Consider the following 24,728-nt stretch of genomic DNA (forward strand, 5'->3'; position numbering starts at 1 on the left):
CATGACCATCCATACCCTCAATCGCCGCCGTCTGCTCGGCATGGCGGGCGCCGCTACCGCTGCAGCACTGGTCGGCCGGCTGGGCTTCGCCGCCGAGGCGAGCGATGCCCACGCAGGGCACGCCGGCCATGGCGCGGCCCCTGCGGCCAGTCCGGTGGATTTCCTGCAGGACACCGCCCGCTGGGGCTTGCCGGAGCCACGCAAGGTGCGGCTGGCGGTCAATCTCAACGCCGTCTGCCTGGCACCGGTGACCGTCGCCGATACCCAGGGCATCTTCAAGCAGCACAACCTGGACGTGGAGTTCGTCAACTTCGGCAACTCCACCGAGGTACTGCTGGAATCCATGGCCACCGGCAAGGCCGACGCCGCGGTGGGCATGGCCTTGCGCTGGCTCAAGGCGCTGGAGCAGGGCTTCGACGTCCAGCTCACCGGCGGCACCCACGGCGGTTGTCTGCGGTTGCTGGCGCGGCAGGGCGGCCCCGGCGACCTGGCGGCGCTCAAGGGGGCCACCATCGGCGTCACCGACATGGCCGCGGCGGACAAGAACTTCTTCGCCCTGATGCTCAAGCGCCATGGCGTCGACCCCAGCCGCGACATCACCTGGCGGGTATATCCGGTGGACCTGCTCGGCCCGGCGCTGGCCAAGGGCGAGATCCAGGCGGCCAGCGGCTCGGACCCCATGATGTACCGGGTCAAGCAGCGGCCTGGCATCGTCGAGCTTTCCAACAACCTGACGGAAGACTACGCCAACCTGAGCTGCTGCGTGATCGGGGTCAGCGGCACCCTGGCGCGCCAGGACAAGCCGGTGGCAGCGGCCATCTCCCATGCCATCCTGCAGGCCCACGCCTGGGCAGCGCAGCATCCCGACGCGGTGGCCGAGCGCTTCCTGCCGCTCACGGTGAACAGCTCCCGGGAGGAGTTGCTGGCCATCCTGCGGGAGCACACCCATGCCCATTATTCGGTGGGCGAGGCCTTCGTCAGGGAAATCGCCGTCTACGCCCGCGACCTCAAGCAGATCGAGGTGCTGCGACCGCGGACCGACCCCTTGGAATTCGCGGAGAGCATCCATGCCGACGTCTTCGCTTGAGCGCATCCAACCGGTCCAGGCGACCGCTCTCACCTGGCGAGGTGGCCTGCTAGCCGCGGTGGCCTGGCTGGCCCTGGCGCTGTTCCTGCCGTTTTACCCCGAGCACGGGCGGCCCTGGCCTTTCACCCGCGAACTGGCCGTGGCGGCCACGGTGGTCGCCGCGCTCCTGGCCTTGCTGGCGCTGCTGTCCGGGCGCAGCGAACGGCTGCTGGCGAGGCTGCGGCGCGCGGGGCCCTGGCTGATCGCGCTGCCCTTGCTGCTGGGGATCTGGACCCTGCTGACGGCCAAGCTGCGGCTGCTGCCGGTCCCCTTCTTCGCCCCGCCCCAGGCACTGGTCGAGGTGTTCGTCGACGACTGGCCGCGGCTGGGCCTGAGTCTGGCGCACTCGTTGTGGCTGTTGCTCAACGGGGTCGCCGCCGGTGCCTTCTGCGGTTTTCTCGCTGGTCTCGCCATCGGTTGGTCCCAGCGCATCGGCTACTGGGTGCATCCGGTGCTGCGCCTGCTCGGTCCCATCCCGTCCACCGCGCTGCTGCCGATCTGCTTCTTCTTCTTTCCCACCAGCTGGAGCGCGAGCGTCTTCCTTATCGCCCTGGCCACCTGGTTTCCGGTCACGGTGCTGACCTGGTCCGGCGTCGCCAGCGTCGATCGCGCCTACTACGAGGTGGCCCGCACCCTGGGGGCGAGCAATGCCTTCCTGATCCTGCGGGTGGCCATACCGGCGGCCTTGCCCCAGGTGTTCGTCGGGCTGTTCATGGGGCTGGGGGCGTCCTTCTCGGTGCTGGTGGTGGCCGAGATGATGGGCGTCAAGGCCGGCCTGGGCTGGTATCTGCAATGGGCCCAGGGCTGGGCGGCCTACGCCAACATGTATGCGGCGCTGCTGGTGATGGCGTTGCTCTGCTCGGGGTTGATCACCCTGCTGTTCGCCATCCGTGACCGGGTGCTGTCCTGGCAGAAGGGGACGATGAAATGGTGAAGGCAGCGGCTTCCCTGGTTCGGGAAACACCGGGAATGAGTCTGGAGGTACGCGGCCTGAGCCATGCCTTCGAACTGGCGGATGGCGCCCTGCCCGTGCTGGAGCGGGTCGATCTGCGCCTCGCCGCTGGCGAGAGCCTGGGGTTGCTGGGCCCTTCGGGCTGCGGCAAGTCGACCTTGCTGCGCCTGGTGGCAGGCCTGGAGCAGGTGCAGAGTGGCAGCCTGCTGGCCGACGGTGCCGCCATCCCCGGGCCGCATCACTCCCGCGTCCTGATGTTCCAGGACCCCACCCTCTACCCCTGGCGCCGCGTGTGGGACAACGTCGCCCTCGGCCTGCAGGCGCGGGGGCTGCTCGCCACCCAGCGCGAGCGGGTGGACGAGGCGCTGCACCGGGTCGGTCTGCTGGAGTTTCGCCATGCCTATCCGCGGCAACTGTCCGGGGGCATGGCCCAGCGCGCGGCCCTGGCCCGGGCGCTGGTGAACGAGCCGCGGCTGCTGCTGCTCGACGAACCCCTGGGCAAGCTGGATTCCCTCACCCGCATCGCCATGCAGAGCGAGTTGATCCGGCTCTGGCAGCAACAGCGCTACAGCGCCTTGCTGGTGACCCACGATGTCGAGGAGGCCTTGTTGCTGTGCGACCGGGTACTGGTGTTCTCGGCGCGGCCGGCCCGGGTGCTGGCCGAGATCGTCGTCGACCAGCCATATCCGCGGCGGCGCGACGATCCGCGGTTGCTGGACTTGCGCCACCACGCCCTGGAGCTGCTGGGGCAGGGCAGCGATTGGTAGCACCTGGGCCGTACGCAGCGGAGAACCGCTGAGGTCAGGCCAGGCGTGCGTTGCGTCGCCAATCGCCAGGCGTCTGCTCGGTCCAGCGTTTGAAGGCGCGCTGGAAGGCGGCGGGTGAGGCGAAACCCAGCAGGTAGGCGATCTCGCCGAAACTGGCTTCGGTGTCGCGGATGTAGGCCAGGGCCAGGTCCCGGCGGGTCAGGTTCAGCAGGGTGCGATACTGGGTGCCCTCGTCCGCCAGCTTGCGCCTCAGGGTCCAGGGCGGCAGGCGCAGGCGGCTGGCGATCTGCTCCAGGGTCGGCTCGCCATGGCGCAGCAGCGGCCCCATGACCTCCACCACCCGTTCGGTGAGGCCGCGAGTACGGGTCAGGCGTTCATGTTCCGCTGCGCTCAGGGCCAGCAACTGGCGCCAGGTGGCGGGGCAGTGGTCGGGGCCGGGCAGGGCCAGGGTCCCGGCCTCGAGCAACAAGGCGTTCTCCGCTGCGCCGAATTCCACCGGGCAACCGAAGGCGGCCTCGTAGGGCGCGAGGTCGGCCGGCGCCGGGTACTCGACCAGCACGCGGCGGGGGGACAGGGGCGTGCCGGCCACGCTGCCCAGCAGCGCCAGCCAGGCGCTGAGCACCACGTCGACCACGAAGCGGTTGTAGCCGTTGTAGGGACTGATGCTATAGAAGTGCAGCCAGCCATCGCCGCCCTGGGCGGCCCAACGCGAACGCCCGCGATAGTTGCGGCCGTACAGCGGCTCCAGGTGCAGCAGCGTTTCCGCTGCGTGGCGTACGTCCGGGGCCTGGGCCACGGTGACCCCGGCGAGGCCAAGGAAGGCAGGACGCATCGCCCGGCCCATGGCCAGCCCCAGGGCCGGATCGCCGGTCAGTTCCAGGGCGGCGTGACCGAGACGCATGTAGTGGGGGATCGACAACCGCCCGCCGGGCTCGGCCAGCCGCGCCGCGCTGAGGCCGAAGCGGTCGAGCAGAGCCTCGGCGTCCGCGCCGCGCGCCGTCACCGCGGCGGCCAGCGCCAGTACGAAGCCGGTGGACAGATCGCCGAGGCGCAGCGCGGGAGCGCTCATAGCCGCAGGTTGATCAGCTTGGCACCGCTGCGGGCCGGATCCGTCGTCGCCGCCGCGTCCGGGGTGAAGCCCTGGCTGGCGCCGTCGGCGCGCCATTCCCACAACCGGCCATGCAACTGGACTTCCAGGGCGGCGCGGATGCCGGCCGCGCGCAGGCGCTGGGCGTCGAAGGGGGCCGGAGCCGGGGTCGCGTCCGAGGCCAGTGCGGGAATGGCCAGCAGGTCCACCTGGGGATCGTCCAGCACCCCGGCGCGAGAGGTATCGCTGCCCTGTATCACGCCCAGGCGCCCCAAGGCGGTATCCAGGCGCAGCAAGGGCGGGCTGAGGTCCTCGCCTCCTTGCTGGCCAGGCAAAGGCCGGACCAGCGCCGGCCCGAGCGGCTGACCCTGGGGATCGAACACCAGGGTGACGTTGCGCAGGGGGCCGTTACCGACCTGGAGTTCACCCTCCACCAGGCTCGGGCCGGGCAGGACGATGGAGCCGGCCACCAGGGTGACCTGGTAGCGGCGGGCGAGGCCGGCGAAGAGTTGCTGGTAGGCGCTGGCCATGTCCCAGGCCTTCATGCGCAACAGAGTGTCGGCCAGGCGCTGGTCACCTTCGGCCTGGAACCAGGCGCGGACGAAGCGCAGGGGATTGCCCAGCATCAGCCAGTGGAAGGCGTCCTCGGTGCGCAGCGCGGCATAGACCTCGGGTTTCTCGCCCATCAGCGCCAGCGGCGTGCCCACATGTTCGGGCAGTATCACCACGGTGTGGGCGCCGAGCAGGCCCAGGCGCCGGGCGTTGTCCAGGTAGGCGTCGAGCTTGAGCCTCAGGCGCTCGGGATTGCCGTAATCCAGGGCGAACAGCTCGGGCTCTATTCCCAGCAGGTTGCCGGTGCTGGCCACGCTCGGCGTGGTGGCCAGGTCCACCGCCAGGCTGCTGCGCAGATCCGACAGGTAATGGAAGGTAGGCCGCTGGGCCACCCAGCCCGCCAGTACGGCGAACAGGGCGATCAGCACCAGGAACACGAGCTTGCGCATCGACACTCCGCATCGGGCCCGGCGTGCGGCCGGGCGAAACAAAGGTGCTCAGGGTAGGAGACCCAGACGCCTCTGCCAAGCCACGGCTGTGCATTTGGGTAAAGAGGTTGTCATTTCCAGTGATTGAGACCTGGGCGCAGGGCTCCTATCGTGGCAGCAGGCCCTCCCGAGAAGGGCCAACCGACCGGAGACCGCCATGATCGAACGTGCCCCCCGTAATACCACCCCTATAGATACCTATCCGCATCTGCTCGAACCTCTGCGCGTGGGGTCGATCAGGTTGCGCAATCGTGTGGTGATGGGTTCCATGCACACGGGGCTGGAAGAGCGTCCGGGCGGCTTCGCGCGCATGGCGGCCTTTTTCGCCGAACGGGCACGGGGCGGGGTGGGGCTGATCGTCACCGGCGGCATCGCCCCCAACGAAGAGGGCGCGGTGGCCAAGGGTGCCGCCAAGCTGACCACCGCCGAGGAAGCCGAGCATCACCGCCCGGTGACCGAGGCGGTGCATGCCGCGGGAGGACGCATCTGCCTGCAGATCCTGCATGCCGGTCGCTACGCCTACAATCCCCAGCTGGTGGCACCGTCGGCGCTGCAGGCCCCGATCAATCCCTTCACGCCCCGCGAACTCAGCGACACCGAGGTCGAGGACCAGATCGCTGCCTTCGTCCGCTGCGCGCAGCTCGCCCAACAGGCCGGCTATGACGGGGTCGAGGTGATGGGTTCGGAAGGCTACTTCATCAACCAGTTCATCGCCGCACGGACCAACCACCGAACCGATCGCTGGGGCGGTGACTTCTCCAGCCGCTGCCGGCTGCCGCTGGCCATCGTCGAGGGCATCCGTGCGGCAACGGGGCCGGACTTCCTGATCATCTTCCGCCTCTCGCTGCTGGACCTGGTGGAGCAGGGCAGTACCCCCGAGGAGTGCCTGCAGCTGGCGCGATGGCTGGAGGTCGCTGGCGTCAGCCTGATCAACACCGGCATCGGCTGGCACGAGGCGCGTATTCCCACCATCGCCACCCTGGTGCCGCGCGGCGCCTTCGCCGCCGTCACCGCCCAGCTCAAGGGCCGGGTAGGGGTGCCGCTGATCGCCACCAACCGCATCAACACACCCGAGGTGGCCGAAGCCATCCTCGCCGCCGGCCAGGCCGACCTGGTGTCCATGGCGCGCCCGTTGCTGGCCGATGCGGACTTCGTCGCCAAGGCCGCCGCGGGCCGTGCCGACGAGATCAACACCTGCATCGCCTGCAACCAGGCCTGCCTCGACCACACCTTCGCCGGCAAGCTGACCAGTTGCCTGGTCAATCCCCGCGCCTGCCATGAGACAGAGTTGCTGATCCTGCCTGCCGCCGAGCCGCGCACCTATGCCGTGGTCGGTGCCGGACCGGCCGGCTTGGCCGCCGCGAGTACCCTCGCAGAGCGCGGTCACCGGGTGGTGCTGTTCGAAGCCAGCGAGCGCATCGGTGGCCAGTTCAACGTCGCCAAGCGCATTCCCGGCAAGGAAGAATTCGGCGAGACCCTCAGGTACTTCCAGCGGCGTCTGGAGCGGCTGGACGTCGAGGTCCGTCTCAACCATCGGGTGAGTGCTGCCGAACTGCAGGCCGAGGGCTTCGACGCGGTGATCCTGGCGACCGGTGTCACTCCACGGATTCCCGCGATTCCCGGCGTCGACCATCCCAAGGTACTGGGCTACCTGGACGTGCTGCTGGAGCGCCAGCCGGTGGGGCGACGAGTCGCCCTGATTGGGGCTGGCGGCATCGGCTTCGACGTCGCGGATTTTCTCACCCACGGCCACCAGGACGCAGAACCCATCACCGCCTTCTACCGGGAGTGGGGCATAGACCCGAGCTTCAGCAGCCGTGGCGGCCTGGCCCCGGCCGCACCGCCGGTCGTGGCGCGGGAGGTCTGGCTGCTGCAGCGCAAGCCGGGCAAGCCCGGCAAGGGCCTCGGCAAGACCACTGGCTGGATTCACCGAGCCCGGTTGCAGCAGCGCGGCGTCCAGGCGGTCGGCGGAGTGGAATACCTGCGCATCGACGATGCTGGCCTGCACCTGCGCCTGCCCGACGGCACCGAGCAGTTGCTGGAGGTGGACAACGTGGTGCTCTGCGCCGGGCAGGAGTCGCTGCGCGAGCTGGAGAGCGACCTGCTGGGCTCGGGCATGGCGGTGCATCGGGTTGGCGGGGCGGACGTCGCGGCTGAGCTGGATGCCAAGCGCGCCATCGACCAGGCCACGCGACTTGCCGCGCAGCTGTAACTCTTCGTTGCAAACCGGGAAGATTTCTGTGACCTGTCTCTCATAACATTCTTTCCAAACCGACCGCCGTCCCAATGTCCGGTCCAGGCCCCGTCGCGCTGCGCAGGATTGGCTAAGCTGCCGTCCTGCCGCGTCGGCCGGGCGATCCGCCTGGCGACGCACCAGGTAACGCGCGGGGAAGCATTAGTCCCTCGCCGGCCGGTAGAGGTAGGATGCACCTCCAGTCGCATCGACCCCTCGCCCTGCCAATGCCTGAGCGAGTCACGGGGACGGACGCTGGCCTCGGTATTCATGTGGGATCGACAGGGCAAGCGGCACAGATGGCAGAGACGTTGAACGAAGAGGCGGTACTGACCCCGGTGGTGCTGGGGTTCGGCGACCAGGGCGTGAACCGCGCCTTGCTGTTTCCCGATTTCCAGGCGCTCTGGCGTGGCGAGGGTACTCTGCTCGACTGTGCAGGACGGCGCCATCGCTTCGTCTATCTGCTGCTGGACGACCATCGTCGGGTCAAGGCCGCGGTGTTCTTCCTGCTGGCCTTCGACGCCCAGGGTTGCCCGCTGCCCGAATGGAATCTGCCGCTGATGGAATTGGCCGAGCGTGGCGGCGTCGGTCCCGATCTCGGCGCCGGTCCGATCCGCCTGGCCAGCCGCAGCCAATGCGCCATTTCCTGGCACCAGGGGGATCTCTGGGACCCGCGCAGCGATGAGGAGCACGACGACTGGCAGGCGATTCGCGACTGCCTGGGCCTGGTCGCTCCGCGCGACGGCGAGGTCGAGCTGGCCGGGGAATACCATCCCAGCGCCGCCGACGGTATCGATGTCGAGGCGCGTCTGGAGCGGGTCCGCCGCATCCTCGCCCAGGAACACCAGGAGGCGCTGGATAAGCTCATCGCTGGCCAACGCACCCGCCTGCTCACGCTCACCCGTCAGCATCAGGAAGACCTGGCGCGGCTGCAGCGCGACGCCGACGAGCTGCGCACCGCCAAGGCCGAGCTGGAGGTGCGCTACGCTGCCCTGGCCCAGCATCTGGAGCAGCAGAACGACCTCGCCCGCCAGCAGCGCGAAGAACTCAACGAGCAGATGCGTACCCTGGAGCGCAACGCCCTCTACAAGATCGAGGCGCTGCGCATCCAGACCGAGGCCGAGAGCGAAGCGCGGGTGGCTGCCGCGGTGAATGAGCTGAAGAACCAGCTGTCGATCCGCGAGGTGGAACTCAAGTACCGCGACGAACTGGACGGCCAGTTGCAGGACGACATCCGCCAGTTGCGCGAGCGCTGCGCCCAGCTGATGGCCGACAGCAACGAAGGACAATTGGAGCGCCTGGCGCGCCAGGGCATCCTCTTCGTCACCTTCCAGCCCGGCGCGGGGCATCTGATCCTCGGGCGCCAGGACGTGCCGCGCTTCAGCGCCGACCCCCTGGGCTTCGTCGCCGAACACTGCAAGGTCAGCCGCGAGCAGTACCAGCGCTGGCTGGAACATCACCAGCAGCCGGTGTGCCAGGCCGAGGTGGACGGCGAGCGTTGCGGTCGCCCGGTGACCCGGGTGGAGCATCCCGCCCAGTTCGATCCGCTGCGCTCGACACGCTGCGCCGAGCACCGGGGCGACGACAGCGATGGCGACGTCGCCAATCTCTGAACCCACGCCGTTTCCGCCCGCCCGCCTCCAGGAGGTGCAGCTCGCCTCCTTGGCCGGGCGGGGTCTGCGTCTGGCCGTGCTGCGCCTGGACCAGCGCCCGGATGCCGCCAACGGCAACAAGGGTTACAAGCTGCTGCCCTGGCGCGAACGACTGCGCCGAGGTGAGGGTCGAGGCCTCATCAGCCTTGGCGGCGCCCACTCCAATCACCTCCATGCACTCGCTGCGCTGGGGCGGCAAGAAGGCTTCGCCACCGTTGGCCTGCTGCGTGGCGAGCCCTGCCAGACGCCCACTGTCCAAGATCTCCAGGCCTGGGGCATGGCCCTGCACTGGCTCGGCTATGGTGGCTATCGCCGTCGTCATGACGCCGACTTCTGGCAATCCTGGCAGGCCCGCTATCCGGACCTGCTTCCCGTCCCCGAAGGGGGCTGCGATGAAGCGGCGGCGCTCGCCTGTGCCGCGATCGTCGCCGAATTGCGCCAGGGCCTCGCCGCCCTGGATTGGCCGGATTGCCAGCAACTCTGGCTGGCTGCCGGCACCGGCACCACCCTGGCCGGGGTGATCCGCGCCGCCGATCCGGCGTGGCAGGTGGTGGGTGGGCTGGCCGTACCGCCGAGGCATGGCGTCGAGGCCAATCTGGCGGCCTTGCTACCGCACGGAACCACGACGAACTGGCGCCTGGTGAATGCCTGTCGCGGCGGCTTCGGACGGATCGATGCCGAGCTGGCCCGGGCCATGGCGGATTTCGAGGTGCAGACCGGTATCGCCCTCGATCCGCTCTACACCGGCAAGCTCTGGCTGGCGCTCCGGGACGAGATCCAGCGGGGCGCGGTGGCCCCGGACAGCCGCCTGGTGCTGGTGCACAGTGGCGGTCTGCAGGGGCGCCGGGCGCTGGAGACTCAACTGGCGGCCTTGGCCGCGGGCTGAAGCGGCCAGCCCGGGGGCACCAGGAACAACCGCGCCGCTTCGTCGCCTTGGCCATCGCGGCGTACCAGCAATTGTGGCCAGATCGGTTCCCCCTCCGGCAGCGGCAGGCAGGGTGTGCTCGCCACGGCCGGTGCCAGCCAGTGGCCCTTGGGCAGCACCTCCCAAGGGCCGTCGGGCAGTCGTGAGCGTTCGCACCACAGCGGCGGTTGCGCCGGTGGCACGGCGCCAGCGGGCCAGGGCAGGGCGGCGGCGAGCGGCTGGAACAGATAGCCCCCCAGCCAGAAAGCGGCCCGCGGCGGCGCGATGTCCCGGGCGGCCAGGTTGGCTCTGGCCAGTGGGGTGCTCGACAGCGGCAGCTGCCGCTCGCGCAGATGGGCCAGCTTGCGCGCCAGCTGGTCTTCGCCGCCCGGCCCCAGCCAGCGCGGCGTGGTCGGCGCCCCTTCGCCCAGGTAGAACTTCACCGCCAGTTCCAAGTGGTGGGTACCCTCGTCATCCGCCACCAGCAGGTCCAGTTCGCCCAGCGTCCGCTCGCCTTCGCGCAGCGGCAGGTTGGCGGCCAGCAGTCGGACCCCTGGCGCGCGATCCAGGGCGAACTGCCAGAGTCTTTCGTATTGCCGCCCCAGGCGCCGGTCGCTGCCCTGCGCCAGCCAAGCGGCCAATTCGGCCGGCGCCGCATCCTGTCGCCGCAGCCAGTCCGCCAGCCGGTCGGGGTGGGCCGCCCAGTCGCTGGCGAGCAGGGGATGGCGGGTATCGTCGGCCACCAGCAGCGGCGGCGCGCTCAGCGTCCAGGCGAGGTCGCGCACCTGGGGCTGGCTCAGGCGGCGTTGCAACGCGCACAGCTCGGCGAAGGGCGTCATGGCGCCAGCATAGGCCAAGGACGGGGTAGCGGATCAACCGAGGCGACCCGTGGTCGGATGCAGGCGGTTTGCCGCTGCCATGGGCTTTCGCCCATACTTTCCGCCCAATCCAGCCAACGGGGCCGCCGGCGCGACATGGACTCCTTTCGTAACATTGGCATCATCGGCCGACTTGGCAGCACCCAGGTGCTGGACACCATCCGCCGGCTGAAGACGTTTCTGCTGGCGCGGAACCGCAACGTCATCCTGGAGAACACCATCGCCGAGGTATTTCCCGGCCATGGCCTGCAGACGGTGTCGCGCAAGCTCATGGGCGAGATCTGCGACCTGGTGATCGTGGTCGGCGGCGATGGCAGCCTGCTCGGTGCCGCCCGCGCCCTGGTACGCCCGCGAGTGCCGGTGCTGGGCATCAATCGCGGCAAGCTGGGCTTTCTCACCGACATTCGCCCGGACGAGCTGGAGACCAAGGTCGCCGAGGTGCTCGACGGCCAGTACCTGATGGAGACGCGCTTCCTGCTCGATGCCTTCGTCGAGCGTGGCGGCGAGATCATCGGCCAGGGCGATGCGCTCAACGACGTGGTGCTGCACCCCGGCAAGTCCACCCGGATGATCGAATTCGAGCTGTACATCGACGGCCAGTTCGTCTGCAGCCAGCGCGCCGACGGCCTGATCGTCGCCACCCCCACCGGCTCCACCGCCTATTCGCTGTCGGCCGGTGGCCCCATCATGCATCCCAAGCTGGACGCCATCGTGGTGGTACCCATGTACCCCCACACCCTGTCCAGCCGGCCCATCGTGGTCTCCGGCGACAGCACCCTGTCGATCCTGGTCTCGCCGAACATGACCATCTATCCGCAGGTCTCATGTGATGGCCAGAATCATTTCACCTGCGCGCCCGGCGATACCGTGACCATTCAGAAGAAGCCCCACAAGCTGAGATTGATCCATCCCCTGGATCACAACTATTACGAGATCTGCCGGACCAAGCTCGGCTGGGGCAGTCGGCTGGGAGACGATTGATGCCCCTGGGCTACGATCTCATCGGCGACCTCCACGGCTGCGCCCACACCCTGGATCTGCTGCTGGAGCGCCTCGACTACCAGCAGGTGGACGGCGTCTGGCAGCACCCCGAGCGCCAGGCGATCTTCCTCGGCGATCTGGTCGACCGCGGTCCGCGTATCCGCGGTGCCCTGCGGCGGGTCCGCGCCATGGTCGAGGGGGGCCATGCCCACTGCATCCTCGGCAACCACGAACTCAATGCCCTGGCCTGGCATACCCCGGCCACGCCCGGCAGCGGCCAGACCTGGGTACGCGAGCACACCCCGCGGCATCGCCAGTTGATCCAGGAGACGTTGAGCGCTTTCGCCGACTATCCCGAGGAATGGCAGGACCACCTGCGCTGGCTCTACACCCTGCCGCTGTGCATGGATTTCGGCCACTTCCGCATCGTCCATGCCTGCTGGGATCAACGGCTGATCGACGAATTCCTGCACCACTATCCCGACGCCTGCATCGACGAAGATTTCGTCCGCCAGTCCATCCTCGCCGGCAGCCTGCCGAGCCGGGTCGCCTCGCGGCTGCTCAATGGCGTCTCGCTGCCGTTGCCCCACGGCCTGCGCCTCAAGAGCAGCGATGGCTACGTGCGGGCGCGCTTTCGCACCAAGTTCTGGGAGCGCGATCCCCAGACCTACGGCGACGTGGTCTTCCAGCCCGACGCCCTGCCGGCGGAGATCGCCTGCGCGCGGCTGAGCGACGAGGAAAAGGCCGGGCTGCTCTGCTATGGCGAGGGCGAGCCGCTGCTGTTCGTCGGCCACTACTGGCGCGACGGCCATCCCGAACCGCTGCGACCCAACCTAGCCTGCCTGGACTACAGCGCGGTCAAGTACGGCAAGCTGGTGGCCTATCGCCTGGACGACGAACGCCAGATCGATCCGCAGAAATTCGTCTGGATCGACGTGCAGCGGGAGGCGGGCCGATGAACCAGCCGCAACCCGTCCTGCGCGTGCCCCTGGGGCGCGACCTGCTGGGCTTCACCCGTCTGCTGCGTCGGCTGCGGATTCGTCACCGGGTGGTGGAGGAGGGCGACAGCCAGGTGCTCTGGGTATTGGACCCACTGCGGGTCGAGGAAACCCGTGCCCTCTACGAGCGCTATCCCGACGGCGACCCCCGTGGCGAAGTCGTGGCGACCCAACGGCCGCTCGGCCCGGGCCTGCTGGGGCAGCTCAGGGCCAGCCCGATCAGCGCGGTCTTCTTGATCGTCACCCTGGCGTTGGGCCTGGCGACCGAGTTCGGCGACAACCTGGCGTTGATTCATTACCTGACGCTGCAGGACTTCCGCCTGATCGATGCCGACCACATCGCCTTCCTCGACCTGGGCGTCAGCCTCTCCCGCGGTGAGTGGTGGCGGCTGGTCACGCCGATCTTCCTGCACTTCGGGGTGCTACACCTGGCGATGAACGCCCTCTGGTTCTGGGAGCTGGGCCGACGCATCGAGTTTCGTCAGGGCGGCTTGATGCTGCTGGTGCTGACCCTGGCCTTCGCTGTCGGCGCCAACCTGGTCCAGTACGCCTGGACCGGACCGGCGCTGTTCGGCGGTCTGTCCGGGGTGCTCTACGGCCTGCTCGGCCATTGCTGGCTGTTCCAGTGGCTGGCGCCCAATCCGGCCTATCGCATGCCGCGCGGGGTGGTAGCCATGATGCTGGTCTGGCTGGTGATTTGCCTCACCGGGGTCTTCGATCTGCTCGGCTTCGGCTCCATCGCCAACGGCGCCCATGTCGGCGGCCTGGTACTGGGCTGCCTCACCGGGGTCATCGGTGGCGGCCTGGCGCGACTGCGCCAGCGCTGATCAGCGTCGCCGCTTGAGTTCCGGGGCCAGGCTCAGGGAATTGCGATAGCGGAAGCGTTTCTGACTACGGCGGCGCAGCCAGAGTCCCAGGAGCAACAGCAAAGCCCCGCCGCCCACGACATTCCGGGCGATTTCCTGCTCCAGCACCAGGTAGGGCGCCAGCTGCGGCAACTGCAGCAGGGCACAGCCACCCACCAGCAGGGCGCTCATCCCGGCCAGCAACGACAGCCAACCCAGGCCGTTGGCCAGGGACGTCAGGAAGGGGCGCCGCAGACGCAGCGCGGGTGGATCGAAACTGTCTCGCTCGGGCAACTGCATGCTCATACCCCAGGCTCCTTTTGCAAGCCGCCGAGGTTATACGGCTCGGCGCGCCTGGGGAAGGCTCTAGCGCAACAGTTGCCTTGCCCCTTGCTTGAGCATGTCCCAGCCATTCGGATCGCCGCCGGCGATGGCGCCGAGGAAGGCCCGCGCCTGTTCGAAGCTGATGTGCGGCGGCAGGGGCGGTACGCTGGGGTCGGTGACGAACTCCAGCACCACCGGGCGATCCGCCTCGAAGGCCTGCTGCCAGGCGTCGGCCACCTCGTCCGGTCTATGGATGCGCAGGCCCTTGAAGCCGAGCAATTCGCCGTAGCGGGCATAGGGGAAGTCGAGCACGTCCTGGGCCGGGGCGAACTTGGGATCGCCGGCCAGGGCGCGCTGCTCCCAGGTCACCTGGTTGAGGTCGCCGTTGTTGAGCACCATGACGATGAAGGTCGGGTTGCTGAACCTCTTCCAGTACTGCTGCAGGGTGACCAGTTCGGCATTGCCGTTCATCTGCATGGCGCCGTCGCCCACCAGGGCGATCACCGGGCGATCCGGATGGGCGAACTTAGCGGCGATGGCATAGGGAATGCCGCAGCCCATGGTCGCCAGCTTGCCCGACAGCGACCCCAGCATCTGCCCGCTCATGCGGATGTCGCGGGCGTACCAGTTGGTATGGGAGCCGCTGTCGCCGCAGAGGATGGCGTCCTGGGGCAACTGGCTGGAGAGTTCGAAGAACACCCGTTGCGGATTGATCGGATCGGCTGGCGCCAGGGCCCGCTGCTTGATCGACTGCCAGGAGGCGGCCACGCTTTTTTCGATCCGCGTCCGCCACCTGTCATGGGGCTTGCCGTGCAGCAACGGCAGCAGGCGGCGTAGGGTCTCGGCCGCATCGCCCAGCAAAGGTTGCTCGATGGGATACCTCATGCTGATGTTGCGCGCGTGCAGATCGATCTGCACCGCTCTGGCCTGGCCTTCCTTGGGCAGGAATTCGGTGTAGGGAAAGGTCGAGCCGACGATCAGCAGGGTGTCGCATTCCTTCATCAGCAGGTCGCTGGCCTCGGTGCCCAGCAAGCCGATGGAGCCGGTGACATAGGGCAGTTCATCCGAGAGCACCCCCTTGCCCAGCAGCGCCTTGGCCACCCCGGCGCTGAGCTTCTCGGCCACCGCCATCACCTCGCTGCGTGCCTGCAGGGCACCGGCACCTACCAGCATGGCGACCTTCTGGCCCGCGTTGAGGATGTCGGCGGCAGCCTGCAGATCGTCTTCCTGGGCATAGGGCCGCGGCGGAATGGCGCCGGCGCCGGACAGCACATTGGCGTGCTGATGCGGCGGGCTTTCCACCGCCGGCAATTGCTGGATATCGTTGGGGATGATCACCGTGGCCACCTGGCGCTCGGCGATGGCCACGCGGAAGGCGCGGTCGATGACATGACGCAGCTGCGCGGGATGCACCACCGTCTCCACATAGGCGGAGACATCCTTGAACAGAGTATGCAGGTCGACTTCCTGTTGGTAGTCGCTGCCGAGCGCCGAGGCGGCCTGCTGGCCGACCAGGGCGACCACCGGCATATGGTCCATCTTGGCGTCGTACAGGCCGTTGAGCAGATGGATGGCGCCGGGCCCCGAGGTGGCCAGGCAAACACCCACCTCGCCGGTGAATTTGGCATGGGCGCAGGCCATGAAGGCGGCCATCTCCTCGTGGCGCACCCGCACGTAGTCGAACTGGTCGGCCACCCGCCCCAGGGCGCCCATGATGCCGTTGATGCCATCGCCGGGATAACCGAAGACGCGTTCGACGCTCCACTGGCCGAGTCGCTCCCAGAGGTGGTCGGCTACGGTCTTGCTCATGACATTCTCCTCGTTGGACCTTTAAGGTTAGGAAGAGGGCCTCCGACGTTAAGTTCCTGCAGGCGGACCGGACGCGGGTTAGAATGCGCGGCTGATCATCCGGAGCCTTTCATGAGCGAATCCCGCCTGCGTACCTTGCGCGACCACATCCGCTGGGCCGTCAGCCGTTTCCATGCCGAAGGGCTGTTCTTCGGCCATGGCCATGACAACGCCTGGGACGAAGCCCGCGCTCTGGTGCTGGGCGCCGTGCACCTGCCTTGGGACACTGCCGACCGCTACCTGGATTGCGCCCTGGAAGACGATGAGCGCTATGAACTCGGGGTGCTGCTGCACAAGCGTATCCAGGAGCGGGTGCCCACCGCCTATCTGCTCGGCGAAGCCTGGTTCTGCGGGTTGCCGTTCGTGGTCGACGAGCGGGTGCTGGTGCCGCGCTCGCCCATCGGCGAATTGATCGATGCCCGCTTCGAACCCTGGCTGCCGGCCACGCCGGCGCGCATCCTCGATCTTTGCACCGGCTCGGGCTGCATCGGCATCGCCTGCGCCTATGCCTTCCCCGAGGCCGAGGTGGCCCTTGGCGACCTGTCCTACGAGGCCCTGGAAGTGGCCTGGCAGAACATCGAGCGGCACGGTCTGGAGGATCGTGTCTACACCGTGCAGGGCGACGGCTTCGCCGGTCTGCCGGGGCAGCGCTTCGACCTGATCGTCAGCAATCCGCCCTACGTCGACGCCGAGGACTTCGCCGACATGCCGGCCGAGTACCAGCATGAACCGGCACTGGGCCTGGCCTGTGGCGACGACGGCCTGGACCTGGTACGACGGATGCTCGCCGAAGCGGCCGATCATCTTACCGAGCAGGGCATCCTGATCGTCGAGGTGGGCAACAGCCAGGTCCATGTCGAAGCCCTCTATCCGGAGGTCGATTTCACCTGGCTCGACTTCGAGCGCGGTGGCCATGGCGTCTTCCTGCTCGCCGCCGCCCAGTGCCGCGAGCACCAGGCGCTGTTCCGCAGCCGTCTGCTCCCCTGATCACCCGTGGTCGCCGCGGCGGCCGCCTTTCTTTACCGAGGTCTATCCGTGTTTACCGAACTCGCTCTGCACGAGCGCCTGCTCAAGGCCCTCGACACCCTGGGCTTCAAGACGCCCACCCCGGTCCAGGCCGCTGCCGTGGGCCCGGCCCTGGCAGGTCATGACCTGCGCGTCACCGCCCGTACCGGCAGCGGCAAGACCGCCGCCTTCCTGCTGCCGCTGCTGGATCGCCTGCTCAAGGATCCCAAGCCCCGGTCCGGCGCCCGTGCCCTGATCCTGTTGCCGACCCGCGAGCTGGCCCAGCAGACCGCCAAGGAAATCGAACGCTTCGGCCAGTTCACCTTCCTCAAGGCCGGCCTGGTGATCGGCGGCGAGGACTTCCGTGTCCAGGCTGCCGGCCTGCGCAAGAATCCCGAGATCCTGGTGGCTACCCCGGGGCGCCTGCTGGAGCAGCGCAACGCCGGTAACGTCGACCTGAAGGACATCGAGCTGCTGGTGCTGGACGAAGCCGACCGCATGCTCGACATGGGCTTCTCCGAGGACGTGCTGCAGATCGCCGCCAGTTGCGAACGCGAAGGCCGCCAGACCCTGCTGTTCTCCGCCACGGGTGGCGGCAACGCCCTGCGCCAGGTGGTCGAGCAGGTCCTGCGCGATCCCCAGAATCTGTTGCTGGACCGCACCGGTGAGCTGAACGAAGCCGTGGTGCAGCAGGTGATCCTGGCCGACGAGACGCCGCACAAGGAGCGCCTGCTGCAGTGGCTGCTGGCCAACGAGACCTATCGCAAGGCCATCGTCTTCACCAACACCAAGGTGCAGGCCGATCGTCTCACCGGGCGGCTGATCGCCGAGGGCCTCAAGGTCTTCGTGCTGCACGGTGACAAGGACACCAAGGACCGCAAGCTGGCCATCGAGCGGCTGCAGAGCGGCGCGGTCAAGGTGCTGATCGCCACCGATGTGGCGGCGCGCGGCCTGGACGTCGACGGCCTGGACTTGGTGATCAACTACGACCTGCCGCGCAGCGGTGACGAATACGTCCACCGCATCGGCCGGACCGGCCGTGCCGGCGAGGCGGGGCTGGCGATTTCCTTCGTCACCCATGGCGACTGGAACCTGATGTCCAGCATCGAGCGCTATCTCAAGCTGAGATTCGAACGCCGCCACCTGCCGGGCCTCAAGGCCAACTATAACGGCCCGAAGAAGCTCAAGGCCTCGGGCAAGGCCGCGGGCGTCAAGAAGAAAAAGACCGAGGGCAAGAAGGACGGCAAGGCCAAGGCGAAAGCCAAACCGGAGCGGCGCCCCGGTGCTCTGGTGCCCACCTCGGCCGATGGCTTCGCTCCGCCGCGCAAGCGTACGACGGAGTGATGTCCAGCAGCGGTCAGTGCTTGGCCGCGCCGTCGAACAGCTGGAATACCGGTGCTCGGCGCGTCGGGCGCTGCAGGTCCGGTTGCTGCACCAGCAGCCAGGCCTGCAACTCAGGTTCGGCCATGGGCTTGCCGATCCAGAAGCCCTGACCCTCGTCGCAGCCCATGGCGAGCAGGCTAGCGAGGGCTTCGGCGGTCTCGATGCCCTCGGCGGTGATGCGGAAGCCCAGGTGATGGGACAGTTCGATCAGCGAGCTGACGATCAACCGATCCTTGTCGCGATGGGGAAGCTCGCGCACGAAGCTGCCGTCGATCTTGATGGTGTCGGCAGGCAGCTCGCGCAGGTGCGACAGGTTGTTGTAGCCAGTGCCGAAGTCGTCGATGGCGATGCCGATGCCCAGCTCGCGCAGGGTGGCGAGCTGGCGATGGATCAGGGTGTCGTCGCCCAGCAGGGCATTCTCGGTGACCTCCAGTTCCAGCCGCTGCGGGCTGACCGGATAGCGCTGCAACAGCGCCACGGCCTGGTCGGCGAAGTCCGGATCGTTGAGATCGTGGGCGGAAATGTTGATCGCCATGCCCAGGGTCCGGCCTTCGCGTTGCCAGCCGTAGGCCTGAGTGATGGCGGTGCGCAACACCCAGCCACTCAGTGCGGTGATCAAGGCAGTCTGTTCCGCCAAGGGGATGAATTCCGCCGGACTGACCGGGCCCAGGTGCGGATGCTGCCAGCGCAGCAGTGCCTCGACGCTGTGGCAGCGCCCGGTGGCCAAGTCGATGCGCGGTTGGTACACCAGGCTCAGCTGACCCTCGCTGCGCAGGGCCTGGGGCAGGGCGCTGAGCAGGGCGAAGGCGCGGCGGTAGGCGGCGTCGTGCTGCGGATCGAAGTGGCGGCAGCCACGCATCTCGGCGCGGGCATCGTCGGCGGTGGCGATCAGGGCGCGCAGCCAGTCGGTTGGATGATCATCGGTCAGGGACATCACTCCCAGCCCGAGGCGGGTCTGGATCGGGATGCCGTTGTAGTCGATCACCCCGGTCAATTGCTGTTGCAGGTTTTCCAGCAAGGCCTGCTGGGCTACCTCGTCGGTGTCGTGCAGCAGGAAGCCGAAGCGCGCCACGCCTAGGCGATACAGCGGCTGGCCGCTGGGCAGCAGGCGCCGTAGATGCTGCTTGATGGCCCGCTCCAGGCCGTCGAGATGGGCCTGGCCCATGGCCTTGATGAAATCGTTCAGGTAGCTCTGGGCGAACAGGTCCGCCGCCACCGCGATCACCTCCTGGCCCGCACGGGTCAGGGCTTCCGCGTCCTGGATGAAACGATGGCCGTTGGGCGACTGGGTGACCGGGTCCCAGTAGGCGCCCGTGCGCAGCAACTCGATGTGCTGGGCCGCCAGGTCCGCCAGCTGTTGCAGGATGAGCAAGCGGTCGGCGGGCAGGGCGGCGCGGGGCTGGTGGGCGAAGAGGCACAGGCTGCCTAGCATCAGCCCTTCGGCGGTACGAATGGGGGCGCCCAGGTAGAAGCGTACCTTGAGCGGTCCTGTCGTTGCCGGCAGCTGGGCGAAGCGCTCGTCGAGGGTGGTGTCCTCCACCTGCAGGGGCTCTACCCGACCTTGCAGATGGATGCAGAAGGATTCTTCCCGGGGTACGGAGAAGGGCCGGCAGCCGACTGTGGCCCGACAGTGCACATCCTGGCCATCGAGGAAGCAGATCATGGCGTAGGGACTATCGAACAGCTTGGCAGCCAGCTCGGTGATGTCCTGGAAGGCGCGGTCGGAAGGACGGTCAATCAAGGCCAGGTCGCGCAGCAGGGCGAGACGCTGGCGTTCGTTGGCTGCAGTCAGAGGTGCAGGCTCCATGGGCGTCTTCCCGATACGCTGTAGTAGCAGATTGCTACTTAGAGCGTGATCGGGTCGAGAGTTCCCTTGCGTCGGCCATCACAGCAGAGGGTTTCCCGGGCAGGTCAGGCGGCGAAGTAGAAGACAGCGAACAGCTTGGCGGGGTCCGTCCAGACGCGCAGCTGTCTAAAACCGGCATCTTCAGCCAGCGCGCGGAAGCCATCCAGGCTGTACTTGTAGGAGTTTTCGGTGTGCAGGCGTTCGCCCGTGCGGAAGGTGAAGCGGCGGTCCTCCAGACGCACGGTCTGGTCGCGGGTACTGACCAGATGCATCTCGATGCGCGAGGCGATGGGATCGAAGAAAGCCAGATGGCGGAAGCGCGTCGGGTCCAGGTCGGTATCGAGTTCGCGGCGGATGCGTTCGAGCAGATTGAGGTTGAACTGGGCGGTCACCCCGGCCGCGTCATTGTAGGCGGCGTCCAGGCGCGCCTGGTCCTTGATCAGGTCCACGCCGATCAGCAGGCCGCCCGTGTCCGGCAGCATCCGGTGCAGGTTGCGCAGGAAGACGCCGGCCTCTTCAGGCGTGAAGTTGCCAATGCTCGAACCTGGAAAGAAGGCGATGGGTCGCAAGCCATCGAGACTGTCGGGGAGGGTCATCGGCCGACAGAAGTCGGCGCAGGTGGCGCTGACGTCCAGCCAGGGATAGTCGGCTGCCAGGCGCTGGGTGCTGGCCAGCAGGAAGTCCCGGGAGATGTCGATGCCGAGGTAACCCGCCGGACGCATGGCCTCCAGCAGCAGGCGCACCTTGCGACTGGCGCCACTGCCCAGTTCCACCAGGGCCGCGTCGCGTCCGGCCAGGCGGGCGATCTCGCCACTGGCCGCCGCCAGGATGGCCTCCTCGGTGCGCGTGGGGTAGTACTCGGGTTGGCGGGTGATGGCTTCGAACAGCTCAGAGCCGCGTCTATCGTAGAAGTACTTGGGCGGCAGGGTCTTCTGCGCCTGGGCGAAACCCTGGAGCACGTCGTCCCGCAGCGAGCTGTCGGCGACGTCCACCGGTTGCTGATCGAAGAAGCGCACGGCAAGGGCCATGGGTCAGACCTCTCTGGCCAGGCGCAGACCGGAGAACTGCCAGCGCATGGTGGGATAGAAGAAGTTGCGATAGGTGGCGCGTACGTGGTCCTGGGGCGTGGCGCAACAACCGCCGCGCAACACCATCTGGCCGGACATGAACTTGCCGTTGTATTCGCCGAGGCTGCCCGGCAGTGGCTTGAAGCCGGGGTAGGGGCGGAAGGCGCTGCCGGTCCATTCCCAGACATCGCCGAACAGCTGGCGCATGCCAGCGCCTGCGCTGGCGGCGGGCTGCAGAAGATCCTGCTCGACGAAATTGCCGGCGATCGCCTGGCGCGCCGCCACGGTTTCCCACTCTGCCTCGCTGGGCAGCCGGGCACCGGCCCAGCTGGCATAGGCGTCGGCTTCGTAGAAGCTCAGGTGGCAGACCGGTGCGGCAGGATCGATGGGCGTCAAGCCGCCGAGGGTGAAGTGGTGCCAGACGCCGTCCAGCTTATGCCAGTAGAGCGGCGCTTCCCAGCCCAGGCTGCGGACCGCGGCAGTGCCATCCGACAACCAGAGATCGCTGCGGCCGTAGCCGTTGTCCTCGATGAAGGCCAGGTACTCACCATTGGTGACCAGGCGATCGGCCAGCTGGAAATCATCGACGAATTGCCGGTGCACCGGGGTCTCGCAATCGAAGGCGAAATCCTCGCCGGTATGGCCGACATGTCGGACACCACCCGGATGGCTTTCCCAATCCAGGGGCGCCACCGGGGCTGCGCTGCCTTTGGCTAGGTCCGCCCGGTAGATCGGGAACAGCGGGTTCTGCGCCAGGATGTGCTTGATGTCCATCAGCAGCAATTCCTGGTGTTGTTGCTCGTGGTGCAGCCCCAGCTCCAGGCGCCGGGCGATCTCGGCGGCGTGTTCGGCGGGCGGGGCACTGAGCAATTCGGCCATGGCCTCGTCGACCGCGGCACGGAAGCGATAGACGTCCTCCACGCCCGGCCGCGACAGATGCCCACGTGCCGCCCGTGGGAAAGGCTTGCCGTGGGTTTCGTAGTAGGAGTTGAACAGATAGTCGTAGGCTGGATTGGGCGTCCGGTAGCCCTTGAGGAAGGGCTTGAGGATGAATGCCTCGAAGAACCAGGTGACATGGGCCAGGTGCCATTTCGGCGGGCTGACGTCGGCCATGCTCTGGATCCCGTAGTCCTCGACGGTGAGCGGAGCACAGAGCGCCTCGCTGGCGGCGCGGACCCGCCGGTAGCGGTCGAGCAGGGTAGCGGGGGCGGAACTCGCTGCGGGCAGTTCGCGGGCGAGAGGATTCATATGGAGCTCCCTGGTCGGCGTTTTGGTCGTCTGGAAACCGACCGGGAGGCATAAGCAAAGTTCGGCAGGTTATGACGGGCGGTCTCGCTTGCGCCGGCCTACCACCAGGTTTCCAGCTGCACGCCGAAGTTGTTGCCGTGGCGGGCATCGCCGAAGGCACCGCTGTCGGATAGGGCGCTACCCGCCGCCGCCGCGTCCTGGGCGCCGCGGTTCCAGCTGGCGTAGGTCCAGTAGAGGCGAATCTCCGGACGATCCATCAGACCCATGCCACCCAGCGCCAGGGTCGGGGCGACGGTGACCTTGTTCAGCTTGCGGGTGGCGCCGCTGTCGGGATGGATCTGGTCGTGGCCGAATTCCACCTGCAGCTTGAACAACCGGGTGAAGGCGTAGCTGGGCCGCACGCCGAAGGAATACCAGGTCTGGCCGGCATCGCCGGGTGCCCGGTCGCGCTGGTAGAGCGCCAGCAACTGGCCACCGAAACGCGGGGTGAGCTGCCAGCGAGGCGATTCGAGGATGCGCAGGCTTTCGTAGTCCTGGTCCGCGGTCAGGCTGCCGGTGGCGCCCAATCCGGTACCCGGACCGCGGCCATACTGCACGGTGAAGACGTTCACCCCGCCGAAGAACTGCGCCTGCTTGTGCTCGGCGGTGGCCGACCAGCCACTGTGGGCGTTCTGGACCTGGCCAGCGCGCTGGATATAGGACAGGCCCAGTTCGATCTCGCCGCCGGGATTGGTCTTGATGCCGCCGAGGTTGACGTCATGCCGGTTGGCCTTGTCCGGCTGGTCGATGTTGTCCTCGCGGCTGAAGGCGTAGCTCAGGCGCAGGCCGCTGTCGCCGAGACCGTAGTCCTCGATGCCGGCGCCCGTGCCGCTCGGATTCCAGTAGTAGAAGTCGTTGATATGGATGTCATGACGCTTGTAGTAGCGCCGGCCGGCCCAGAGACCGCCGCCATTGAGCGCCGGCAGGCTGAGACTGGTCCAGAGCTGTGGCAGGCGGACGTTGCCATTGTCGCCGCTGAAGGTGGGGGTCTGGTCGTAGACGTTGTAGAGACTGGCCATGCCGTGCACCTTGAGTTCGGTGCCATCGGCGCCCCTGTACAGCGTCTGGTGCAGTTCCAGTTCCCAGTAGGTCTCGCATTCGTTGCCGAGCCGGTACTTGGCCGGTGCTCCGGGCAGCTGGAAGCAGCTTTGCTTGCCGCCCTCGGCAGAGCCGCCGACGCCCACTCGCCCGTAGCCATTGAATTCCAATGCCATGGCGGTCAACGGCAGGCAGCCGGCCAGGAGGGCGAAGCAGGAGGCGTGACGGGCCTGGCGAAGAACTCTGGTCATCCGGAAAAATCCCTCTGGGTGTGGCGGACGCCGATCGGACCCGATCCGCAGCCCGGGAGTTGTGTGAAAGGCCATCTTCATCAAGGACTTGGCGCAAGGCAGCAGTCCTGATGGCGGCGCGGTGAACCCACGGCTTCAAGAGAATGGTTGACGTCACCGGCCTTTGCTGGCGACGCTTGGGTTTTCGGCCAGGGAAAGTGTTGCAAGATGAAACCGACGTTGCTGATGGCCCCGCAATTGCCTGAGGGGCTGGTCACCCAGCTCGAAGCCCACTACCAAGTGCTCGGCCCCTTTTCCTCCGCCACGCCGGAGGCCCTGCCCGCGGGCGCCGAGCAGGCCGTGGCGTTGCTGACCATCGGTGGCCTGCCGACCCGTGCTGCCCTGCTGGCCGCGCTACCGGCCCTGCGCCTGGTGGCCTGCTACGGCACCGGCTACGAAGGGGTGGAACTGGACGCCTGCCGGGCCCGCGGCATCGCCGTGACCACCGCCGGCGACGCCAATGCCACTGCCGTGGCCGAATTCGCCTTCGGCCTGATCCTTGCCAGCGCCCGGCGCCTGCTGCAGGGCGATGCCTTTGTCCGCAGCGGTCGCTGGCAAGGCAATGCCGTCGAGCGCATGCCCCAGGTGCCGGGCCTGGCTGGCCGCCGGCTGGGTATCTATGGCCTCGGCGAGATCGGCCGGCGCCTCGCCCGGCGTGGCGAGGCCTTCGACATGGAGATCGGCTACTTCAGTCGCTCACCGCGGGCGGAGCTGGACTACGCCTATCACGGCAGCCTGCTGGAGCTGGCGCGCTGGAGCGATGTCCTGGTGGTGGCGGTACGCGCCAGCGCTGAGACCGTGGGTGCGGTGAATGCCGGGGTCCTGGCTGCGCTCGGCGCTGAAGGGCATCTGGTCAACATCTCCCGCGGCAGCGTGGTCGATGAAGACGCCCTGGCCGATGCCCTGGAGCAGGGGGTGATCGCCGGCGCCGGGCTGGATGTGTTCGCCAAGGAGCCCGAGGTCCCCGAGCGGCTGCGCCAGCAGGCCAACCTGGTGCTCAGCCCCCATGTGGCCGCCAACGCCGCCTCGGCGCAGGGTGCCCAGCAGCAGGTGATGCTGGCCAATATCGCGGCCATGCTCCAGGGCGGCGAACTGCGCAATCGCATCGCCTGACCGCCTGGCCGAAGCCGCCACCGGTCGGGCTGGATTGAGAAGGCACAGGGCCGCTCCCATAGTG

The 24,728-nt window shown here is 67.9% G+C and carries 21 protein-coding genes; 12 read left to right on the plus strand and 9 right to left on the minus strand.

Annotation, left to right across the window (positions count from 1 at the left end):
* The first annotated feature begins 1 nt into the window (after position 1).
* Genes RND78_RS00915 through RND78_RS00925 form a run of 3 tightly spaced genes read left to right on the plus strand, consistent with a single transcriptional unit; the run spans position 2 to position 2,845 of the window.
* Positions 2–1,087 (plus strand): ABC transporter substrate-binding protein, encoded by a 1,086-nt coding sequence (locus RND78_RS00915; RefSeq protein WP_312725247.1) that lies wholly within the window; start codon positions 2–4, stop codon positions 1,085–1,087.
* On the plus strand, positions 1,068–2,060 hold the full coding sequence (locus RND78_RS00920; RefSeq protein WP_312725249.1) for an ABC transporter permease: 993 nt from the start codon (positions 1,068–1,070) through the stop codon (positions 2,058–2,060). The genes RND78_RS00915 and RND78_RS00920 overlap by 20 nt, the downstream gene beginning before the upstream one ends.
* 35 nt (positions 2,061–2,095) lie before the next feature.
* A complete protein-coding gene (locus tag RND78_RS00925) occupies positions 2,096–2,845 on the plus strand; it encodes an ABC transporter ATP-binding protein (RefSeq protein ID WP_312725250.1) in 750 nt (249 codons plus the stop codon).
* Between the two features lie 34 nt (positions 2,846–2,879).
* On the opposite strand, the gene RND78_RS00930 is transcribed toward RND78_RS00925, so the two are convergent.
* Positions 2,880–3,914 carry an AraC family transcriptional regulator gene (locus RND78_RS00930; RefSeq protein ID WP_312725252.1) on the minus strand — a complete coding sequence of 345 codons (1,035 nt, stop codon included), beginning with the start codon at positions 3,912–3,914 and terminating at the stop codon, positions 2,880–2,882.
* Entirely contained in the window at positions 3,911–4,933 is a 1,023-nt protein-coding gene (locus RND78_RS00935) for a carbon-nitrogen hydrolase family protein (protein WP_312725254.1), read from the minus strand. Before RND78_RS00935 ends, RND78_RS00930 begins: the two co-directional genes overlap by 4 nt.
* Before the next feature lie 196 nt (positions 4,934–5,129).
* On the opposite strand from RND78_RS00935, the gene RND78_RS00940 reads away from it, so the two are divergent.
* The 3 genes from RND78_RS00940 (at position 5,130) to RND78_RS00950 (ending at position 9,743) form a co-directional block, all read left to right on the plus strand.
* Positions 5,130–7,184, plus strand: a complete 2,055-nt coding sequence (locus RND78_RS00940) for an NADPH-dependent 2,4-dienoyl-CoA reductase (protein ID WP_312725256.1) — start codon at positions 5,130–5,132, stop codon at positions 7,182–7,184.
* A gap of 320 nt (positions 7,185–7,504) precedes the next feature.
* Positions 7,505–8,818, plus strand: coding sequence for a chromosome partitioning protein ParA (locus tag RND78_RS00945; protein WP_312725257.1), 1,314 nt, complete (start codon positions 7,505–7,507; stop codon positions 8,816–8,818).
* Entirely contained in the window at positions 8,796–9,743 is a 948-nt protein-coding gene (locus RND78_RS00950) for a pyridoxal-phosphate dependent enzyme (RefSeq protein WP_312725258.1), read from the plus strand. Before RND78_RS00945 ends, RND78_RS00950 begins: the two co-directional genes overlap by 23 nt.
* On the opposite strand, the gene RND78_RS00955 is transcribed toward RND78_RS00950, so the two are convergent.
* On the minus strand, positions 9,716–10,600 hold the full coding sequence (locus tag RND78_RS00955; RefSeq protein WP_312725260.1) for a DUF1853 family protein: 885 nt from the start codon (positions 10,598–10,600) through the stop codon (positions 9,716–9,718). The two genes, RND78_RS00950 and RND78_RS00955, sit on opposite strands and share 28 nt — an antisense overlap.
* 135 nt (positions 10,601–10,735) lie before the next feature.
* Between RND78_RS00955 and RND78_RS00960 the strand changes: the two genes are divergently transcribed.
* The 3 genes from RND78_RS00960 to RND78_RS00970 are packed head-to-tail and all read left to right on the plus strand — an operon-like array spanning position 10,736 to position 13,445.
* Positions 10,736–11,620 (plus strand): NAD(+) kinase, encoded by an 885-nt coding sequence (locus RND78_RS00960; RefSeq protein WP_312725263.1) that lies wholly within the window; start codon positions 10,736–10,738, stop codon positions 11,618–11,620.
* On the plus strand, positions 11,620–12,579 hold the full coding sequence (locus RND78_RS00965; protein WP_312725265.1) for a metallophosphoesterase: 960 nt from the start codon (positions 11,620–11,622) through the stop codon (positions 12,577–12,579). The genes RND78_RS00960 and RND78_RS00965 overlap by 1 nt, the downstream gene beginning before the upstream one ends.
* Positions 12,576–13,445 carry a rhomboid family intramembrane serine protease gene (locus RND78_RS00970; protein ID WP_312725267.1) on the plus strand — a complete coding sequence of 290 codons (870 nt, stop codon included), beginning with the start codon at positions 12,576–12,578 and terminating at the stop codon, positions 13,443–13,445. Before RND78_RS00965 ends, RND78_RS00970 begins: the two co-directional genes overlap by 4 nt.
* Here the strand turns inward: RND78_RS00970 and RND78_RS00975 are convergent, their stop codons facing one another.
* Positions 13,446–13,769 carry a hypothetical protein gene (locus tag RND78_RS00975; RefSeq protein WP_312725269.1) on the minus strand — a complete coding sequence of 108 codons (324 nt, stop codon included), beginning with the start codon at positions 13,767–13,769 and terminating at the stop codon, positions 13,446–13,448.
* Between the two features lie 60 nt (positions 13,770–13,829).
* The gene (locus tag RND78_RS00980; RefSeq protein WP_312725270.1) at positions 13,830–15,596 is read right to left on the minus strand and encodes a thiamine pyrophosphate-requiring protein; all 1,767 of its coding nucleotides are present in this window, start codon (positions 15,594–15,596) and stop codon (positions 13,830–13,832) included.
* Between the two features lie 111 nt (positions 15,597–15,707).
* On the opposite strand from RND78_RS00980, the gene prmB reads away from it, so the two are divergent.
* Positions 15,708–16,622, plus strand: coding sequence for a 50S ribosomal protein L3 N(5)-glutamine methyltransferase (prmB, locus tag RND78_RS00985; RefSeq protein WP_312725272.1), 915 nt, complete (start codon positions 15,708–15,710; stop codon positions 16,620–16,622).
* Between the two features lie 48 nt (positions 16,623–16,670).
* Positions 16,671–17,984 (plus strand): DEAD/DEAH box helicase, encoded by a 1,314-nt coding sequence (locus RND78_RS00990; RefSeq protein ID WP_312725274.1) that lies wholly within the window; start codon positions 16,671–16,673, stop codon positions 17,982–17,984.
* Positions 17,985–17,997: 13 nt separating this feature from the next.
* Here the strand turns inward: RND78_RS00990 and RND78_RS00995 are convergent, their stop codons facing one another.
* The 4 genes from RND78_RS00995 to RND78_RS01010 all read right to left on the minus strand — a co-directional run bounded on the left by RND78_RS00995 (position 17,998) and on the right by RND78_RS01010 (position 23,512).
* Positions 17,998–19,830 (minus strand): putative bifunctional diguanylate cyclase/phosphodiesterase, encoded by a 1,833-nt coding sequence (locus RND78_RS00995; protein ID WP_312725277.1) that lies wholly within the window; start codon positions 19,828–19,830, stop codon positions 17,998–18,000.
* 104 nt (positions 19,831–19,934) lie between these two features.
* Complete coding sequence (gene egtD / locus RND78_RS01000; protein ID WP_312725278.1) at positions 19,935–20,897, minus strand: L-histidine N(alpha)-methyltransferase; 963 nt, start codon at positions 20,895–20,897, stop codon at positions 19,935–19,937.
* A 3-nt stretch (positions 20,898–20,900) separates the two neighbouring features.
* The gene (gene egtB, locus RND78_RS01005) at positions 20,901–22,184 is read right to left on the minus strand and encodes an ergothioneine biosynthesis protein EgtB (RefSeq protein WP_312725280.1); all 1,284 of its coding nucleotides are present in this window, start codon (positions 22,182–22,184) and stop codon (positions 20,901–20,903) included.
* A gap of 98 nt (positions 22,185–22,282) precedes the next feature.
* A complete protein-coding gene (locus tag RND78_RS01010) occupies positions 22,283–23,512 on the minus strand; it encodes a carbohydrate porin (RefSeq protein WP_312725282.1) in 1,230 nt (409 codons plus the stop codon).
* A 207-nt stretch (positions 23,513–23,719) separates the two neighbouring features.
* Between RND78_RS01010 and RND78_RS01015 the strand changes: the two genes are divergently transcribed.
* On the plus strand, positions 23,720–24,664 hold the full coding sequence (locus tag RND78_RS01015) for an NAD(P)-dependent oxidoreductase (protein ID WP_312725284.1): 945 nt from the start codon (positions 23,720–23,722) through the stop codon (positions 24,662–24,664).
* Positions 24,665–24,728 lie beyond the last annotated feature (64 nt).

It is taken from the genome of Pseudomonas oryzihabitans (assembly GCF_032027545.1).
Taxonomy (GTDB): domain Bacteria; phylum Pseudomonadota; class Gammaproteobacteria; order Pseudomonadales; family Pseudomonadaceae; genus Chryseomonas; species Chryseomonas oryzihabitans_F.

Excerpts from the sequence above, each read along its gene's own strand:
- RND78_RS00960 (WP_312725263.1), top strand. The coding sequence starts at position 10,736 with ATGGACTCCTTTCGTAACATTGGCATCATCGGCCGACTTGGCAGCACC.
- RND78_RS00955 (WP_312725260.1), bottom strand. The coding sequence starts at position 10,600 with ATGACGCCCTTCGCCGAGCTGTGCGCGTTGCAACGCCGCCTGAGCCAG.
- prmB (WP_312725272.1), top strand. The coding sequence starts at position 15,708 with ATGAGCGAATCCCGCCTGCGTACCTTGCGCGACCACATCCGCTGGGCC.
- RND78_RS00995 (WP_312725277.1), bottom strand. The coding sequence starts at position 19,830 with ATGGAGCCTGCACCTCTGACTGCAGCCAACGAACGCCAGCGTCTCGCC.
- RND78_RS00940 (WP_312725256.1), top strand. The coding sequence starts at position 5,130 with ATGATCGAACGTGCCCCCCGTAATACCACCCCTATAGATACCTATCCG.
- egtD (WP_312725278.1), bottom strand. The coding sequence starts at position 20,897 with ATGGCCCTTGCCGTGCGCTTCTTCGATCAGCAACCGGTGGACGTCGCC.
- RND78_RS00915 (WP_312725247.1), top strand. The coding sequence starts at position 2 with ATGACCATCCATACCCTCAATCGCCGCCGTCTGCTCGGCATGGCGGGC.
- RND78_RS00925 (WP_312725250.1), top strand. The coding sequence starts at position 2,096 with ATGAGTCTGGAGGTACGCGGCCTGAGCCATGCCTTCGAACTGGCGGAT.
- RND78_RS00930 (WP_312725252.1), bottom strand. The coding sequence starts at position 3,914 with ATGAGCGCTCCCGCGCTGCGCCTCGGCGATCTGTCCACCGGCTTCGTA.
- RND78_RS00965 (WP_312725265.1), top strand. The coding sequence starts at position 11,620 with ATGCCCCTGGGCTACGATCTCATCGGCGACCTCCACGGCTGCGCCCAC.
- RND78_RS00975 (WP_312725269.1), bottom strand. The coding sequence starts at position 13,769 with ATGAGCATGCAGTTGCCCGAGCGAGACAGTTTCGATCCACCCGCGCTG.
- RND78_RS00935 (WP_312725254.1), bottom strand. The coding sequence starts at position 4,933 with ATGCGCAAGCTCGTGTTCCTGGTGCTGATCGCCCTGTTCGCCGTACTG.
- RND78_RS01010 (WP_312725282.1), bottom strand. The coding sequence starts at position 23,512 with ATGACCAGAGTTCTTCGCCAGGCCCGTCACGCCTCCTGCTTCGCCCTC.
- RND78_RS00980 (WP_312725270.1), bottom strand. The coding sequence starts at position 15,596 with ATGAGCAAGACCGTAGCCGACCACCTCTGGGAGCGACTCGGCCAGTGG.
- RND78_RS00970 (WP_312725267.1), top strand. The coding sequence starts at position 12,576 with ATGAACCAGCCGCAACCCGTCCTGCGCGTGCCCCTGGGGCGCGACCTG.
- RND78_RS00920 (WP_312725249.1), top strand. The coding sequence starts at position 1,068 with ATGCCGACGTCTTCGCTTGAGCGCATCCAACCGGTCCAGGCGACCGCT.
- egtB (WP_312725280.1), bottom strand. The coding sequence starts at position 22,184 with ATGAATCCTCTCGCCCGCGAACTGCCCGCAGCGAGTTCCGCCCCCGCT.
- RND78_RS01015 (WP_312725284.1), top strand. The coding sequence starts at position 23,720 with ATGAAACCGACGTTGCTGATGGCCCCGCAATTGCCTGAGGGGCTGGTC.
- RND78_RS00945 (WP_312725257.1), top strand. The coding sequence starts at position 7,505 with ATGGCAGAGACGTTGAACGAAGAGGCGGTACTGACCCCGGTGGTGCTG.
- RND78_RS00950 (WP_312725258.1), top strand. The coding sequence starts at position 8,796 with ATGGCGACGTCGCCAATCTCTGAACCCACGCCGTTTCCGCCCGCCCGC.